This window comes from Mucilaginibacter sediminis, assembly GCF_051903035.1.
GTDB lineage: Bacteria > Bacteroidota > Bacteroidia > Sphingobacteriales > Sphingobacteriaceae > Mucilaginibacter.
The window spans coordinates 4493526-4511690 of the sequence record NZ_CP170602.1; the positions used below are offsets into that span (position 1 = coordinate 4493526).

Annotated in this window: 11 protein-coding genes and 1 tRNA gene; 4 read left to right on the plus strand and 8 right to left on the minus strand. The window is 42.2% G+C overall.

The features are described from left to right. Nucleotides 1-232 precede the first annotated feature (232 nt). Both ACFGVS_RS18305 and ACFGVS_RS18310 read left to right on the plus strand, forming a co-directional pair. Nucleotides 233-2401 (plus strand): S46 family peptidase, encoded by a 2169-nt coding sequence (locus ACFGVS_RS18305; RefSeq protein WP_439695065.1) that lies wholly within the window; start codon nucleotides 233-235, stop codon nucleotides 2399-2401. 416 nt (nucleotides 2402-2817) lie between these two features. Next, nucleotides 2818-4452 (plus strand): ABC-F family ATP-binding cassette domain-containing protein, encoded by a 1635-nt coding sequence (locus ACFGVS_RS18310; protein ID WP_439695066.1) that lies wholly within the window; start codon nucleotides 2818-2820, stop codon nucleotides 4450-4452. Nucleotides 4453-4701: 249 nt separating this feature from the next. Here the strand turns inward: ACFGVS_RS18310 and ACFGVS_RS18315 are convergent, their stop codons facing one another. The 3 genes from ACFGVS_RS18315 to metG all read right to left on the minus strand — a co-directional run bounded on the left by ACFGVS_RS18315 (nucleotide 4702) and on the right by metG (nucleotide 8693). Beyond that, nucleotides 4702-6300, minus strand: coding sequence for a hypothetical protein (locus ACFGVS_RS18315; RefSeq protein ID WP_439695067.1), 1599 nt, complete (start codon nucleotides 6298-6300; stop codon nucleotides 4702-4704). Between the two features lie 121 nt (nucleotides 6301-6421). After that, nucleotides 6422-6493: transfer RNA gene (locus ACFGVS_RS18320), tRNA-Arg, on the minus strand. Nucleotides 6494-6620: 127 nt separating this feature from the next. After that, nucleotides 6621-8693, minus strand: a complete 2073-nt coding sequence (gene metG / locus ACFGVS_RS18325) for a methionine--tRNA ligase (RefSeq protein WP_274210591.1) — start codon at nucleotides 8691-8693, stop codon at nucleotides 6621-6623. 126 nt (nucleotides 8694-8819) lie between these two features. On the opposite strand from metG, the gene ACFGVS_RS18330 reads away from it, so the two are divergent. Continuing rightward, entirely contained in the window at nucleotides 8820-9809 is a 990-nt protein-coding gene (locus ACFGVS_RS18330) for a S66 peptidase family protein (protein ID WP_439695068.1), read from the plus strand. 66 nt (nucleotides 9810-9875) lie between these two features. After that, on the plus strand, nucleotides 9876-10283 hold the full coding sequence (locus tag ACFGVS_RS18335; protein ID WP_439695069.1) for a DoxX family protein: 408 nt from the start codon (nucleotides 9876-9878) through the stop codon (nucleotides 10281-10283). A gap of 45 nt (nucleotides 10284-10328) precedes the next feature. Here the strand turns inward: ACFGVS_RS18335 and ACFGVS_RS18340 are convergent, their stop codons facing one another. From ACFGVS_RS18340 to ACFGVS_RS18360, 5 genes are all read right to left on the minus strand, one after another. Continuing rightward, nucleotides 10329-11033 (minus strand): hypothetical protein, encoded by a 705-nt coding sequence (locus ACFGVS_RS18340; RefSeq protein ID WP_439695070.1) that lies wholly within the window; start codon nucleotides 11031-11033, stop codon nucleotides 10329-10331. A 95-nt stretch (nucleotides 11034-11128) separates the two neighbouring features. Further along, on the minus strand, nucleotides 11129-12124 hold the full coding sequence (locus tag ACFGVS_RS18345; protein WP_439695071.1) for a hypothetical protein: 996 nt from the start codon (nucleotides 12122-12124) through the stop codon (nucleotides 11129-11131). Nucleotides 12125-12248: 124 nt separating this feature from the next. Further along, a complete protein-coding gene (locus ACFGVS_RS18350) occupies nucleotides 12249-13148 on the minus strand; it encodes a DUF1735 domain-containing protein (RefSeq protein WP_439695072.1) in 900 nt (299 codons plus the stop codon). Between the two features lie 42 nt (nucleotides 13149-13190). Beyond that, nucleotides 13191-14774 carry a SusD/RagB family nutrient-binding outer membrane lipoprotein gene (locus ACFGVS_RS18355; RefSeq protein ID WP_439695073.1) on the minus strand — a complete coding sequence of 528 codons (1584 nt, stop codon included), beginning with the start codon at nucleotides 14772-14774 and terminating at the stop codon, nucleotides 13191-13193. Between the two features lie 20 nt (nucleotides 14775-14794). Further along, the gene (locus ACFGVS_RS18360; protein ID WP_439695074.1) at nucleotides 14795-17989 is read right to left on the minus strand and encodes a SusC/RagA family TonB-linked outer membrane protein; all 3195 of its coding nucleotides are present in this window, start codon (nucleotides 17987-17989) and stop codon (nucleotides 14795-14797) included. Between the last annotated feature and the right edge of the window lie 176 nt (nucleotides 17990-18165).

Below are 18165 nucleotides of genomic sequence, written 5' to 3' on the forward strand. Positions count from 1 at the left end.
CACGGCTAAACTATATGCAATTGGTTTATAATTTGCAGCTGTTAAGGTATAAACCTCCTCAAACAGCTCAAAACACGCACAGCTTCTGCATCCTAAGAAAAATCTTTTTGAACATCAACGGATTGCTTTTTTCAATTTTCGGCATGTCTCAACCTTCCATTTTCTGCCAACTATTTTTAAAATAGTTCTACATTTGCTTTTAAATACCTTAACACAATTTATAACACAGTTTATGAAACAACCTAAACTCTTATCCCTTGTATTGCTCTTCACATTGTTTATCACAAGCCTGGCACGCGCCGATGAAGGCATGTGGATACCGATGCTTATTGGTAAAAATTATGACCAAATGAAGAAGCAGGGCTTTAAACTAACCCCGGAAGATTTGTACAGCATCAACAAGGCCAGCATTAAGGATGCTATAGTTTCCCTGGGCGGCGGCTTTTGTACCGGCGAGGTTGTATCCGGCAAAGGCCTCGTATTTACCAATCACCATTGCGGTTTTGAATCTATCTCGGCAAACTCAACGCCGCAAAACAATATCCTTGATAACGGCTTTTACGCAAAAAGTTATGCCGAAGAAAAGCCGGTAGCGGGCTTATACGTAGAATTCCTGGTAAGTATTGCCGATGTTACCCCCCAGGTAATGGCTGCACTTAAAGGGGCCGACGATGCAGAAAGGGGCGAAAAGCTTGAAAAGATCAGCAACAAACTGATTGAGCAGGCAACCAAGGGTACCAAATATCGGGGCGCGGTAAGCTCGTTTTTCAAAGGCAACCAATATTTCCTTTACCTGTACAATAAATTTAGTGATGTGCGTTTGGTAGGCGCTCCGCCACAGTCGATAGGTAAATTTGGCGGCGATACCGACAACTGGGAGTGGCCCCGCCATACCGGCGATTTCTCTATATTCCGGATTTATGCAGATAAAGACGGCAACCCCGCCAGCTACGCGGCCGGCAATGTACCTTACACGCCTAAAAAATTCCTGCCCATATCGTTAAAGGGTGTAAAAAACGGCGATTTTGCTATGGTATACGGCTATCCCGGAAGTACCGACCGTTACCTGACTTCAAATGGGGTACGTTTGGCTGCCGAACAAACCAACCCGGTTATTGTGAAATTGCGCGATATCCGCCTGAAGGCCTGGAAAGAAGAAATGAACAAAAGTGTAGACACCCGGCTCAGGCTTTCGTCCGAGTACAATAAAGTATCAAACTATTGGAAATATTTTATCGGGCAAACTGAGCAACTGAAAAACCTTAACATTTATGGCCAAAAACAGCAGGAAGAAGCCGACTTTACCAAATGGGCTGCCGACAAACCGCAGTATGCCAACCTGATGAGTGATTATCAGAACCTATATGCCACTTATGAGCCCTACGCCATCCACAAAACATACATTAACGAAGGGTTACTGGCTCCGGGTTTTGTAGATGAAGCGCTTAACAACTGCTTTGGGCAATTGGCGCTTGAAAATTCAAAGCGCAGCGCTAAGGAAAAAGCAGAGATAAAGGATGAGCTAAAAAAGGTTAATGACGATTACATCAAAAGCTACAATCTTATTGCCGACAAAAAAATATTTACCCAACTCATGACCTCATGGTATACCGATATACCTAAAGACCAGCACCCGGCTTTTATAGAGGATATGGTGACCAGGATTGCTCCAGGCGATCCATCGCTGGCTTTTTCTAAGTTCGCGGATGTTTTATGGCAAACCAGCGACCTGATAGATACCGCCAAACTGAAAGAGTTTTTGCCACATCGTTCGGTAGACAAACTTCGTGAAGATCCGTTGGTGCCATTTGTGATTAACCTTAACCCAGGCGCTTACAAAAAGAGTGTTTTTGGCACTAAGCTGAGCGATTTTGACGAGCAGAAAGAAAAGCTCGACCGCATTTACCTGCAGGCTTTGCTGGAGAAAAACGAGGGCAAGCTGATGTCGCCCGATGCCAACTCTACCATGCGTATCACTTACGGCAATGTGCAGGATTATACCGCTAAGGATGGCAAGCATTTCGATATCCAGACAGATATGGATGGCGCTATGAAAAAGTACAAGGCCGGTGATGACGAATTTGACCTGCCGAAAACCTGGCTGGATGCCTACAAACAAAAGAACTTTGGCCAGTATGCCGATCATGGTACCATCCCGATCGACTTTATTACCAACAATGATATCACAGGCGGTAACTCCGGATCGCCGGTGATTAACGGTGAGGGCGAACTGATAGGCCTGGCATTTGACAGCAACTGGGAAGCCATGAGCGGCGAAATTGCTTTTAACAAAGATTATAAACGGACTATTTGTGTAGATGTGCGCTACGTACTCTGGTGTATGGATATTTTAGGGCACGCTGATAACCTCATTAGCGAATTGGAGATTCATAAAAACTGACCATTGGGATTTCACCGACAGGTGGATAAGATGTATGATTCAGCTTGTGGCTGATGTTATCGCTACACCGCCTCAACCAAAAGCCTTTAGTATAACAACTGAAGGCTTTTAACTTTATTTGAGGTCCCAATAAGAATATTTCGACATTTATATAACCACCACGACTTTAGTATTTGCTGTGCCGGCTAATACCCACCGAAGCACACGCCGCATTTTGATACAGTTGATTGCAAAACTTCAACATACATGTAGCCATTTCGAAAATATTTTCCAGGGATTAATGTTGCCTTTGCAAATTAAGCACAATGGCATAAATTTCCGGAAACTCCAAAACGGTCTGATAGCATCCTTTCATGCCCCTGCCATAATTCTATGTCTTTCCATTATCTTTGCGCACAATTCAATATTCCCATACTGTGATTAATGTTAACAATATCTCCGTTTCATTTGGCGGAACCACCTTATTCAGCGACGTAACCTTCTCCATAAACGAGAACGATAAGATTGCCCTGATGGGCAAAAACGGCGCAGGCAAATCCACCATGCTCAAAATCATTGCCGGCGCGGCCAAACCTACTTCTGGCAACGTAACAGGCCCGAAAGACGCCGTGATAGCATATTTGCCGCAGCATTTGCTCACTCACGATAATGTTACCGTTTTTGAAGAAACGATGAAAGCCTTTGAAGAGGCCAACCAGATGCAAAAAGAGCTCGACGAATTGAACGAGCAGCTCACTATCCGTACCGATTATGATAGCGATGATTACATGAAGCTGATTGAACGGGTATCGGAACTGAGCGAGAAATTTTACTCGCAGGAGGAGGTCAATTATGATGCGGAAGTAGAGAAGGTGTTAAAGGGCTTAGGTTTTGAACGTAAAGACTTTACCCGCCAAACTTCCGAGTTTTCGGGTGGTTGGCGCATGCGTATCGAGCTGGCCAAAATTCTTTTAAAGAAACCGGACCTGATCTTGCTTGATGAGCCTACAAACCATATGGATATCGACAGTATACAATGGTTGGAAGATTTCCTGATCAACTCGGCAAAGGCGGTTATGGTGATATCTCACGACCGTGCTTTTGTGGATAATGTTTCCAACCGTACCATCGAGGTAACGATGGGCAGAATATACGATTATAAGGCCAAATACAGTCATTATCTGCAGTTACGTGCCGACCGCCGCATCCATCAATTGAAGGCCTACGAGGAACAACAGCGTTTTATAGCCGATAACCAGGAATTTATAGACCGGTTCAGAGGGACTTACTCTAAAACATTGCAGGTGCAATCGCGCGTAAAGATGCTCGAAAAGCTGGAGATCATCGAGATTGATGAGGTAGATACTTCGGCCTTACGGTTGAAATTTCCACCATCGCCACGTTCTGGTCAGTATCCGGTAATGGTTGAAGAGCTTACAAAAACCTATGGCGATCATGTTGTATTCGAAAAGGCGGCTATGGTTATTGAGCGAGGCGAAAAAGTGGCCTTTGTTGGTAAAAATGGCGAAGGCAAATCGACCATGATCAAAGCCATTATGGGCGAGATTGATTTTGAAGGAACATTAAAAGTAGGCCACAATGCAAAGATCGGGTACTTTGCCCAAAACCAGGCGTCGCTGTTAGACGAAAGTTTAACCGTATTTGAAACCATCGACCAGATTCCGCTAAGTGATGGCACAATAAAGATTAAAGATTTGTTGGGAGCATTTATGTTTAGTGGCGACGATACCACAAAAAAGGTAAAAGTACTTTCGGGCGGCGAGAAAACGCGCCTGGCCATGATCAAACTGCTGCTGGAGCCTGTAAATGTACTGATACTGGATGAGCCAACTAACCACTTGGATATGAAGACCAAGGACATTATCAAGGACGCTCTGAGGGATTTTGATGGAACACTGATTTTGGTATCACATGACAGGGATTTCCTGGACGGGCTGGTAAAAAAAGTATTCGAGTTTGGTAATAAACGCGTCCGCGAACATTTTGAGGACATCAAGGGATTTTTAGCTTACAAGAAAATGGATAGCTTAAAACAAATAGAACAAAGCTAAATGAATAACGGAGAAGATTAGGCATTTTTAGTTAAAACCGCTCCCCTTTTTGCCACTTTAACAGTAAAACAAAAGCCCGCGACCGTTCAACTTGCGGGCTTTTAAAGAATCTTAATAGTCCTTAAACTACAAAATCCAAACTCTTTTATGAATGAGTTATTTTTTGTGGCTGTGTTTATGAAAATAAAAATGGCATGATGATAACACCTGCCATAGGCTGAATTGCGTTCATAAATTAAAAATATATTTTTATTTAGGATTAATTGAGATACCCTTGTCCTCGCGAATAAGCTGAAAAAGGTGATCTGGGCGCACGATGACATAATCTTCATTAAGTGAATTAGCCACGTTTTTAAAACTTGTTGGCGTTACACCCTGCCAGGGTTGCGCCTGTATAATCATGAAACGCGGCGAGGTTTTGTCCCAACCGGCGGCAGCCCGGGCTATATGATCTTTCATTGCCTGTTCATTTGTGCAGTAGTTACAGGTAAGTGCCATTCCTGGTAGGCTGTCGTTATAAATAGTAAGCCCGCCTCCTGTGTTCTGGGCAGTTACGCCAAGCAACGATTTTGCCTGGCTGGCATAGGCATTCCCGACATTAGGATTAATACCACCTGTAATCGTATTCCAAATGGTGATTACCCTTAAACCGGCACGGGCGTTATAATCCTCCGTTTTAGCAACAAACTGCTTTAGCAAGTTTTCATCTGTCCAGGTATTAGGGTAAGTATAACCATAGCCCGAAGGGCCCGAAATCAGGTTATCATTGCTGGTGGAAGTTTGCCAATAATAATTAAGAGCCCCAGGCATTGCATCCAGCATAGCAGGCGACACCGTCCATCCCATTGGAACAGCGCCCCGGTCTGGATTATTCCAAAGTTTGCGCATCAAATGCTCTGTAAATTGTAAATTGTCTCCATCACTCAATATAAATGCTACATATATCTTGTTTTTGAGCGTCGGTTTGGGAGGGATTGGTTTTATTTTTACATTTCTGGAAGTACCGCTATGTACCGTTAGGTTAGCACACCAATCACTTGCAACGGTTGAAATACCATACTTCGAGGCCCTTTGCACCCCTGGTCCTTCCTGTGGCCACCAGCCCATAAAGATAGCCCCGGGAGACATTGAGGATAGAAATTTGTTTAGCAATTCACTTTCGCCGGCTACCTCAGGATCGAGCCATATTACGGCAGCGCCCAAGGCCGCCGCATATTCGCGAAGGGCGGCTTTATGCGCATTAGGGTTTAGTCCGATTAACAAACGGTGATCCATATTTGGCCAATAAGTATCATATAGCGATTGATAAACTTCCAGCTTACTGCTGAATTTGCCCTGCAAATCAAGTAACACCGGCAAATTATAAGGAGCGGCAGTTAATTTGGCCAGCAACAACGGCGAGGCAATCAGCGCGCCTTTGCTTTTTGCGAGTACCGTGGCCAGGTTAATTGTATGTTCCTGCGCGGGATCATAAACAATCACACCTGAAATTTCGCTCCGGTATTTAGCAATCAAATCCCATTTGTCTGCAGGTTCAGACCAGCTTAAACCCAGGGACTGTAGCCAGGTATACGGCCCTTCGGCGAAAGCATCACCCTCATAGGAGAATATTCGTGGTTTTGCCCTGTTTACGATGCCCTTTAACGAAGCAAACAGGTACATTTCTGCTGAAGAGTAAGGAGAATTTTCACGAAGCGTAATAAAATCCTGAACCTTTGCAGGCGCCGGGAAAGACGGAAGCAGCTGATTAGCCGGCCATTTGACCTGGCCTATGGATGGCGTACTAAACAAATAAAACAACAGAAAGCATACTACTTTAATTCTAAGCATTTTGATCGGTCTTTTCATGTGTTAAATATCGTATTAACGTTAATCATTCCTGCCGAAATTAAAACATATTGAAGGCATTTACAACCACCCTCATTTACGCAAAAAGCCCGGTAATTATGGTTAATTACCGGGCTCTAAGTGGTCCCGACGAGAATCGAACTCATATCTAGAGTTTAGGAAACTCCTATTCTATCCGTTGAACTACGGGACCTGCTGTGGCTGATAAAAGGCACATCCTTTAATCAGCTTGCAAAGGTGCAAATTATACCTGAAAAATCACATGCCTAAGCAGCAAATTTTTATCGGGTTAAAAAAACAACTATCTGCACATCCAAAATCTACCTGATCACTGCCCCGGTATGAAAATCCTCCACCGGTGCAACAAAGCTTAGTTTACCTTCGCTGTTTTCGGCCATCAGGATCATCCCCTGCGATACGATGCCTTTTATTTCACGCGGCTCTAAATTTACCAGGATGCTCACTTTTTGGCCTATGATGGCTTCCGGCTCGTAATATTCGGCTATGCCGGATACCACTGTCCGTTGGTCGATGCCTGTATCTATGGTTAGTTTGAGCAGTTTTTTGGTTTTGGCCACTTTTTCGGCAGCCAGGATAGTCCCCGTGCGGATGTCCATTGCCGCGAAGCTTTCAAAACTAACATTCTCTTTCGCGGGCTGCACGTTTATAGTTTTTTCCGGCGCGGCGGCTTCTTTTTTATCTTGTAACTTTTTTAGTTGGTAGTCAATCGCGTCGTCCTCAATTTTATTAAACAATAACGCGGCCGGGTTTAGCTGATGGCCGTTATCAAAAGTGATCTCCTGATCGTAAGTAATAACCTGGTTGGGCAGGTTTAACATACCTATGATCTTTTTTGCTGTTGCCGGCAAAAATGGCTGCGCGGCAGTAGCCAAATGACCAATAATGAGCAAACAGTTGTGCAAGGCTTCCTTTGCACCTTCCGGATCGGTTTTAATAGCTTTCCATGGTTCCTTTTCGGTAAGGTAGCGGTTACCCAGGCGGGCAATATCCATTACAGCCTGCAAGGCCTGGCGATAACGGTAAGCTTCCAGGTTTTTTTCTATCTCGTCATAACAAATACCAATCTCGGTATTCAGGTACTCATCCTGTAATTCGAGTTTATCAGACGCGCTTATAACTTTACCATCGTAAAATTTGTGCATCAGTATCATTACCCGGTTTACAAAATTACCCAGTATAGCCACCAATTCGTTATTGATGCGGGCCTGGTAATCTTTCCAGGTAAACTCGCTGTCGCTGGTTTCAGGCAAAATCGAGGTTAATACATAGCGCAGCTCATCCTGCCTGCCCGGAAATTCCTGCAGGTATTCATGCAGCCAAACGGCGTGATTGCGCGAGGTTGATAGTTTGTCGCCCTCTAAGTTTAAAAACTCGTTGGCGGGTACATTTTGCGGTAAAATGTACTCGCCATGAGCGTGCAGTATGGATGGGAAAATAATACAGTGAAACACAATATTATCTTTACCAATAAAATGCAGCAAACAGGCATTATCCTGCTCATCGGCTTGCTTTTTCCAGTATAATTTCCAGTCTTTATTATTATCAATGGCCCATTGTTTGGTGGCAGAGATATAGCCTATCGGCGCATCCATCCATACATATAGCTTTTTGCCCTTAGCTTCTTCCAGTGGCACATCAATACCCCAGTCCAAGTCGCGGGTCATAGAGCGTGGTTGCAGTCCCGATTTTAGCCACGATTTACATTGGCCAAATACGTTGGTTTTCCAATCGCCTTCTTTGGTATCTATCCATTGCTCCAGCCAGGGCTGATATTTATCCAAAGGCAGATACCAATGTTTGGTTGGTTTCAATATAGGCGTTTTGCCGCTTAGGGTTGATACCGGGTTTATCAGGTCGGTTGGGTTTAATGACGTGCCACAACGCTCGCACTGATCGCCGTAGGCATTTTCATTGTGGCAGTTTGGGCAGGTGCCGGTAATGTACCTGTCTGCTAAAAATTGCTGGTAATCCTCGTCATAATATTGCTCGCTGAATTTTTCGATAAACTCGTCCTTTTCGTAAAGGTTCAGAAAAAATTCCTGCGATAAATCATGATGTATAGGCGACGACGTACGGTGGTAAATATCAAATGCTATTCCAAATTCTTCAAAACTTTCTTTTATCTGGGTATGGTATTTATCAATAATAGCCTGGGGCGTAGTACCCTCCTTTTTCGCCTTGATGGTTATGGCGGCGCCATGTTCGTCAGATCCGCAAACGTATAACACATCCTTTTTTTTGAGCCTCAGGTGCCTTACAAAAATATCGGCCGGCAGGTAAGCACCCGCCAGGTGGCCAATGTGTAAAGGACCATTGGCGTAAGGCAATGCAGAAGTAACCGTATATCTTTTATATTTGTTGAGTTGTGACATGAATAAGCGACGTTATAAATAATTTGCAAAGATAGGTTTTTAGTCGGGAAAGTCAGAAAGACGGGGAAGTCAGAAAGTCCGAAAGTCAGGAAAGTCCGAAAGATAGAAAGCCTTTATTACATAAACATGAGTGAATCACTAACTAATTCTGAACATGCGAACCTGCCGACTTCGGATCTTTCAAACTCACCGACTTCCGGGCTTCCCGACTTCCCAACTTTCCAACTTCCTCCTTACTTAAAAAAAGGTGATAAAATTGCCATTGTATGCCCGGCAAAAAAACTGCCCAATCCAATGACAGACGCGGTTACCCTGTTACAATCATGGGGATTGGAAGTTATATTGGGTGAAACCGTAACAGCATCCTACCATCAATTTGCCGGCGATGATGAATTGCGAGCGAAAGACCTGCAACGTTTTATTGACGATAACAGCATTAAAGCCATCATAGCAGCGCGGGGCGGCTATGGCACCGTCCGAATGATTGACAAGGTTGATTTTAGCCGGTTTGCCCAACACCCTAAATGGATAATCGGTTTTAGCGATATTACCGTATTACACACCCACCTTTTTGCCAATTACCACGCACAAACCATTCATGGGCAAATGCCGGTAAATATCCCGGATGCATCGGCACGATCGTTAGATACGCTGAGAAAATCTTTATTTGGCGAACCATTGACTTACGAATTTACATCGCATACCGCCAATCGCACCGGCGATAGCAGCGGCCTGCTTGTCGGTGGCAATCTGTCGTTACTTGTTGCGGTATCGGGCTCGGTATCTGATATTGATTACACAGGAAAAGTGTTATTCATTGAAGATGTAGGCGAATATCTTTACAGCATCGACCGCATGCTGCGCTGCCTTGACAGGGCGGGCAAACTCAAAAGCCTGGCCGGCCTGGTGGTTGGCGGGTTTACCGATGTAAAAGATAACGAGATTCCCTTTGGCCAAACCGTACCCGAAATTATTATGGATATTGTACAGCGCTACAATTATCCTGTTTGTTTTGATTTCCCGGCAGGACATATACCCGATAACTGCAGCCTTATATTTGGCCGCAACGTAACCCTAAGTGTAGGGAAGCAATACAGCCATTTGAAATTTGTTTAACACCCGCGGATCATAAATTAAGACATCGGGCAATCAAAACTAAAACACCATTTTAATCATTAGTACATGGCATTATTTAGCAATTTAGGCAATTACAAAAACTTCGGACTTTTAATTATCCGCGTGGGTTTGGGCGTTATGTTTATTTACCACGGCTACCCTAAGCTGATGGGAGGCCCTAAGGAATGGACCGAGCTTGGCGGATCAATGAAATATATTGGCATTCACTTTTTACCCATGGTGTGGGGCTTACTGGCAGCCGTTACCGAACTGCTGGGCGGGTTCCTGCTTATTATCGGGCTTGCATTCCGCCCGGTATGTATTTTATTGTTTATCAACCTGGTTATAGCTGCGCTAATGCATTTGCGCACCGGCGGCGGCCTGGGCGATGCGGCTCATGCTATTGAAGATGCCATAGTATTTGCCGGCTTAATATTTATAGGCCCGGGTAAATATAGTGTGGATAAAAAGTAGCCCCGAATTAGCAAGCAGGCCGCAAACAACGTCGTGCTTACTAATTTACTGATTCAGATAGTTGCCGAGGGCCACTAAGAATGCTTCGTCAATATTGTCGTCTTTGTGCTCAGTAAAAAATGCTTTTACTTTATCCGCATCTGTTGCAAAAACTTGCTTAATGGCTTTATTTTTTAAGCTTATTTTTTGTGGTGCTGGTGTTTTAGCATCAACTACATAATAAGCAGGTTCATCAACATACTCATCATATTTGTTGCCGCTTGATGATATACCATCGTTCTTATAATCGGCTTTTATAAACCTGGTTTTGGTAAGCTTATATATTTTATACTTGCTCCCGGTTGCCAATACTTCGCAATAGTGCGTGGCATCAATTGCAGGCACGTATTCAAAAGCCATAGCCTTATCTTCCTTATTGTAAACCACAAAGTTTTTCACATGTTCTTTATCAACGGCAATGGCGGTTTGTTTATCCTGGCTCAGTAGTAATGCGCCCCCTATTTTATCATAATTAAATGTATAATTTTCGCTGTTAACTGTATTTCCTTTGTTGTCGGTAACGTAACCTTTAACCCAGGTGTCAAATAAATACCTGCTGCCCTTGGTACCTTCATTGTTAACCAGGTTATAGGCCATCCCTGTACCAGACATTATCCCCGTAGATGAAATGCTGTTTGTGCCTGTCTGCGCTTTTAAAACGTCGCATGTTATCATGAACAACACGAGCGCTGCTATATGTTTTATTTTCATTTTAAACCGGTAAAATTTTCATTTAAATTACAATAAAAAAGACCATTAGGTTTTATGCTAACGGTCTTTTTAAAAATATATTCTTTCCCAATTTGCTAATTCAATGAATCGGCAAGGTTGCTCAGGAAGGTATCGTTAATATCATCATCAGCATGATCGCTGAAATACGCTTTTACTTTATCCGCATCGGCAGCGAAAACCTGTTTGATAGCTTTTGCTTTTAGAGATATTTTTTGCAAAGCCGAAGTTTTAACGTTAAGTACGTAATAAGTTGGCTCATCAACGTATTCATCGTAACGGTTACCTGTTGAAGTCATACCATTAGTTTGAAAATTCGCTTTAACAAATGTTGTTTTTGTATATTTATATACTTTGTATTTGCCGCCATTAGACAAAAGCTGGCTATAATGAGTTGGGTCTATGCTGGTAACAAGTTCATAGGTTTGAGGTTGGTCCAGTTTATCATAAATAGTAAAACTCTTAATCTGGTCACGATCCACATCAACAGCGGCGCGTTTGTCCTGGGTTAACAGTAACGATCCGTTTATCTTGTCGTAATTGTAGCTAAAATTATCGTTTTTAATGGAAGCCCCATTCTTATCAACAACATATCCTTTAGCCCAGCCATCACCAACTAAGTAACGGCTGCCTTTGGTATCTTCTTTTGTGCTAACGTTAAATAGGTTACCGCCGCTTCTCGACGCAGATACGTTAAAAAAAGAATATCCCTGTGTACTATTTAAAGGGGCGTCACTTGTTTTCGTCTTAGCAGGATCATCTAATGATAGCGCCTTCAGCGATGATTTACCAGGTTTCAAAACCACAACCAGGTTATCTTTGGCACTAACTTTTTCATCTTTATAACCTTTGGCAATAACCAAAAGGGCTGTATTGCTTTTTAAAGGCAGGCTAAAAAAGCCAAGTGAATCTGTATAAGTAGCTGTTTTAGTATCTGCCTCCTCCTGGATCAAAGCCGAACGTACAGCCTCGCCCTTTTCGTTTTTTACTGTACCGGATGCGGTTACAATTTGTGCCTTCGCAAAATAGGCGGCCCCAATGCACAAAACCGAGGTTAAAACATATTTTTTCATATTAAATATTTAATCCTTAAAGCTAAGAATAAACACATTCAAAATCAACCCTTTAATTATAATTTCTACACAAAAAAAGGACCACCATTAAGGTGGTCCTAAATAAATAAAACTTTATGCTTATTTATTTTGTGTAAGTATCAATTATAAATCGAGGGAAACTTGCACCCGTTGTATGGCCTACTTTAAATACCTTCGCATCAGCATTTGTTGCAGGTGGGGTTAATATAAAGTGAGGCGCAACAGAAGTTGTTAAACCCTCGTCGGTATATATTGCTACATTCGCTGCATTAAATTTAATTGTCCAGTTTGTATAGCTTATTACCGACCCGCTAACAGTGCGGGTAAATGTTACATCGTACATTGCTTCTCCATTTACATACCCTGTTTTCATCGCAAATTCTGTCGCTGATACCGGCAAAATAGCTCCACTGGTTGTACTGTTGGTATTCGGACTTCCTACACCTATCCCATCATTCCATCTGCTGTAGTTCCAGGTATAGGCTCCTGCAAAATCATTACCTATAAAGTGATAATATTTAACATTATAGTTGGCACTCAATGTAACGCCGCTTGCGCTCTTGATTACAATAGGCAACATATAACTTTTTGACGGATCGAGGTTGCTTTTAACAAAGGTAACAGTAAATGTCGCCAACCTTGTTCCAGCCTTAATAGTAGCCGTCGTCACCGGCAAGCTGTATGAATTAGCAGGGATAGCCTGGTATACATTTGCGTTATCATAGGCATTGTATGCAGCTATTAAGGAATTATCCACTGCAATAACTACATTAACATCAGACGTTGGCGCATATTGCCCTGTTATATTAATCTGGAAGGTCTTTGTAATTTTACCGTTAGCATCAGGGTCGTCAGTAACCGCATCGCTGCTAAAATACGCTTTACCGGCATGCACAAGTTCTGCAAACGCTCCGATATTTGAAAAATCCACGTTTGGCTTATCTTTTAAGCAAGACGTAAGCGAGACGGTAAGGACTCCTAATAGTATGATTAATTTTTTCATTTCTTTATATTTTTAATTATTTCATCATTATAAGCAGGAAGCTTATTTCATCCAGAATATTTTAGATGTGAATAAGTCTGTACCTTTACCACCCGCCGGCACATTGGCACCATTCAAAGTAGTTTCATTGACCGGATAAGGCAAACGATATGGAATGTGCGTTACTGATACGCCCGGATATGCTGAAACTGGGAGACTAAGTGGATATCCTGTTCTTCTCCAATCGCTATATGACTCCAAAGCATCAATAGAGTTCATTGCAGCCCATTTTTGAGTTACAATAAGCTCAATTTTGTTTGTTGCTGTAGCATAATTGGTCCTTATGTCAGCCTGAGCGGTATACGTTGTTGCGGCGGCAGATGTTAAACCCAAGAATTTAAAATCAGCTTCAACTGCAGTAAAATAAGCCGCCGATGCATTTCCAGCAATAAATCCACGTTCTGTAGCCTCTGCTATTAAAAACGCTGTTTCAAAATATGGAAGTAATAAAGCTGGTTGCGCAGGGCCTTTTTGAGCACCGGCTGCTGTAAAACCAGTCCCTAAAATCCCAGAAATCACTGTATTAGATTCACCGTTGCCATTATTGCTGCCGTATGCCCTACCTTTTACTTTGGTGATATCGCTTATTGGAGAAGTATATTTTACAGCTTCTTGTCCAGATGGCGCGTAAATATAATTTACACGTGGATCATTGTGGTCTTGATAAAATTTAACTGCATAGCTGTTGGCTCGATAATAAACAGTGTTCAATCCATTTAAACCAGTGTTGTTAGCAACGATATCATAATAAAATGGGTTCAATTCACCATTAGTATTTGCTGAGTAACCCGGAGTAACAGCAGCATCAACCGTCAAATAATCAGCAGCGGTAGTAGTGCCCAAGGCCGCCTTTACTGCAGCAGATGAGGCGGCAGGGGTTGTACCAAGGCCATTTTCTGTTTCGCGCATTAAAAGTTTCAGCTTCATTGTTTTAGCAAACTTTTTCCAGTTGTCCATGTTTCCCTGGAAAAGAACATCAAAATTACTGGCCGGAACTAAAGCACCGCTTGGCGCGCCGTCAATGATCGCTGCAGCCGAATCGCATTTTGCAACAAGGCTTTTGTAAATTGTAGCAGGATCATCATACTTATATGAGAATGTAGAATTTGCACTTAGTGCTGCACTGTATGGTACACTATTATACAAATCCACCAATCGCTGGTACATAAAAACCTGCATTATAGTGGCAATTGCCTTATAATTTGCAAGGTTTGGAGCGGCATTTGCCGTTTTAAGCAACAAGTTATAGTTTGCCAGGTTAAGATAAACCGCGTCAAAGTTACCTGTATAATCACTGCTTGTTATTTGGTACAATACATAAGTTGTACTTGGTGTAAAGCCACCACTCTGAGTCCAGTAACCCATCCAGTTGTTTAATACGTCACCAGTACCACCCTGCACAATAGCAGCCGTTGTTACTAATGACGATTTTAATGAATATTGAGGCGGCACCGAGGTGGGGCTATTAGGATTGTCTTTATTGACATCAAAAGTACCCTTCTGACACCCTACAATCGCCGTTAACATCACAGCCGAGAAAAGTAAACCGAGGTTAACTCTCCTCTTAAATATTGTTTTCGTTTTCATTTTTTCTATCAATTTCTTTGTTAAAAAGTTACAGCTAATGTTCCGCTGAAGAATCTTGTCGGAGGAGACTGGTTCAAAGTGGTTCTACCAACCGCGTTGCTGGTATCATCGTTGAATTCAGGATCGGTAAATTTGTTGGTTGACGGACGGAACATTAACAGGTTACGACCAGATACTGCAATGTTAACGTTTTTAACAAATTTAACATCTCTCAACCATGCTTTTGGTAAGTTGTAGTTAAAGGAAACTTCACGTAATTTCCAGGCGGCTGCGCTGATTACGTAGTTGGCGTCAACGCCTCTCCAGGTAGTTGGGAAAAAGTTAAAGTTACCATCTTGGGTAAGAATATTGGTGTTATCAACATAATTTCCGTTTGCGTCTTTGTAAACAGAGTTCGGGAACACAAAGCGCTGACGACCTGTAAGTGTGGTAGTTACGCCATTACCAGCGTGGTCAAGCGTATTTCCAATAGCATTAAATATTTTGTAACCACTTCTGTAATCAATAGTAACATTCATAGTAATTCCCTTGAAGGTTAATGAAGACGTGAAGCCTAAAAGATCGGTTGGGTTAACATTGCCCAGTGAGGTAGTTGCTGAAGCCCTGGTTGGCAAACCAGTGTTGGCATCAACTATAACTTTGCCTGTAGCCGGGTCCCTGTTCCAGTCATAACCTTTGATCTGGGCATAAGGCAATCCTACAACACCATAAGTGTTGCCGCCGATTATCACCTCATTTACACCAGATACGATGCTAATTACTTTACTTTTTTGTTTAGTGTAGTTAACACCTAAACTCCATTTAACGGCAGTTGAGTTAACTACTGTACCGTGTAAATCTAACTCTAAACCTTTGTTTTCAGAGTTTGCGGCATTTAATAATGCCGATGTAGAACCTGAAGCACGGGAAATCTGAGCAAATACGATACCGTCCTTGGTGGTTGATTTGTAAGCAGATGCGGTTAAGGTCAGCCTGTCCTTCAGGAAGCCTAAATCCAAACCAACTTCGTCTTCAGTAACTTTTTCAGGTTTAATGTCAGGGTTGGCAATAGTAGTATTAAGGTAATAGCCAGGGATGCCGCCACCCGAAACAATAGTAGGGGTAGTTAGGTAAGCACCGTAAGCCATGTAAGGAGAACCGCCGGCCAATGCCGAAGCGTTACCTGTTAATGAATGCGCGTAACGAACTTTAACAAAGTTAAGGTAATCATTATCGGCTATACCTTTAAATATCTCGCTCAATACAACAGTACCATCAATATCGTAGTATGGAATGTATTTATTCTTATCAGACAGTCTCGAGTCTAAGTCGGTACGATATGATCCATGTAAGAAAGCGTAGCTCTTATAACCCAAAGTGGCAGTACCAAAGTACCCTATTTTACGGGCAAGGTATTGAACCTGGCCAATTGTGCTGGTTGAAATACCTGTAAAGTTTGATACGGCGTATGGTAAAAAGTTAATTGAAGTTTGACCGATATTGGTTGTATTAATTCTGTTTTCAAGATATGCTACACCAAGGGTACCGTCTATCTTAAAATCATAAGGAAGTTTTACATTAAAGTTAGCCAGGAAATCTGAGCTATATAGTAAAACGCCTGAGTTACCTGTTCCGTAAGATGGTAACACATCGTTGGCAGAATATTTGTGACCGGCACCATCATCCAATACTTTATCGGTACCGCCATTATTATTTGGATAAATCATAACAGCGTTTGTTTTGCTAAAATCACTGTAAGTTCTGCCGGCATCTTTGTTTTCGTAACGGGTTAACGAATTATCTATCGAGGTACGGTATGATAAGCTTAAAAACTTTGTCAACTTTAGATTAGCCTGTAAGTTAGCTTGGATATGGTTTTCTGTATTTAAAAACCTAGTTTGCTTAATAATCTGGCCCGGGCTAATGTAATAATCGTTGTAATAAGCATCAACACCTCCATATTTACTGTTAGGGTCTTTCAAATCTACAACGGGAATATTAACCGGCGATTCGATCAAGTCGTTGTAAACATCACCTGTACTAGTCCTGTTTGTGGTTTTATAAGTGTATGCCGCCGAATAAGTAACTGAAAAATTACCATACTTTTTGTCACCTCCTATACGGAACACATCCCTGCGACCTTCATCTTTGGGCATGGTAGATTTCGTTTTGATATCCTGACCAGACATATAGAAACTACCTGTTTCATCACCAGAGTTGAAGTTAAAGTTGTGCTGGGTAGTAATACCTGTATCAAAAAAATCCTTCTTTTGGTTTTTAACAGCAGCATAAGGTACCATTTCAGATGTGCCATCAGGCAACGGACGGCCAATTGGCACTAACTGACCATTGAATTCCGGGCCATAGCTCTGGTTTTCATAAGGGTAGTAAGTATAAGTTCCGTCTGGATTCACAAATTTTGTAAAATCAAATACTTCACCCTCACCACCGTTTGCACCAAAACGGGTTTGGTATTCCGGAATGTAAGCAACTTTCTCAATCTGATAAGTTGAAGACACTGTTAATGCAGACGTACCCTTAGTACCGTGTTTAGTAGTGATTACAATAACACCATTTGACGCATCAGAACCGTAAACCGCAGATGCACTTGATCCTTTCAATACAGTTGTTTCGGCAATATCCTCTGGATTCAGCGTGCTGATATCGCTATAGAAGATAGATCCGTCAACAACGTAAAGCGGCTGGTTGTTACCAAGCAAAGACCTGTTACCACGTAAGGTTACGCGTGTAGGAGCAAACAAACCATTGTTAGTACTTGTAACCTGCAAACCCGATACTTTACCGGTTAAGCCATTGGTTACGCTAATCGGTTTTGCCTGCGTAATGTCCTTGCCAGATACTTTAGATGTAGAGTAACCTACCGAAATAGCCTGTCTCTGGATACCCAATGCGGTTACAACAACCTCGTTCAACTGACTATTTGAGCTTAGCAGCACAACATCAAATGAGCTTTTTGAGCCTACTGCAACCTCTTGGGCAGCGTATCCAATAAAAGAGAAGGATAACACCGCGCCCGGAGATACGCTTAGAGAGAATTTACCGGCAGCGTTGGTTTGCGTACCGCTTGAAGTCCCCTTGATTTTCACTGATACTCCCGGAATGGGTAAGCCATCGTCTTTGGCCGTAACCGTACCAGTAACTGTACGGTTTTGTGCGTGCACCTGTGTTAGGCATAACAACAGAAAGCACAAACTTGCTAGTAGAAGTTTTTTCATTTTGTTAATAATAAGATCAGTTAATAGTTAATTAATGTTAAAAGTAATGTTACATTATCAAAAAGTCAAGTAAAATCTTTAAAAAGATGACTTTTTTTTAAAAAAAGCATCTTTAATAATAAATATTAATAATTTTAGTACTATGTATTGCATAATACAATCTTAAACATATATCT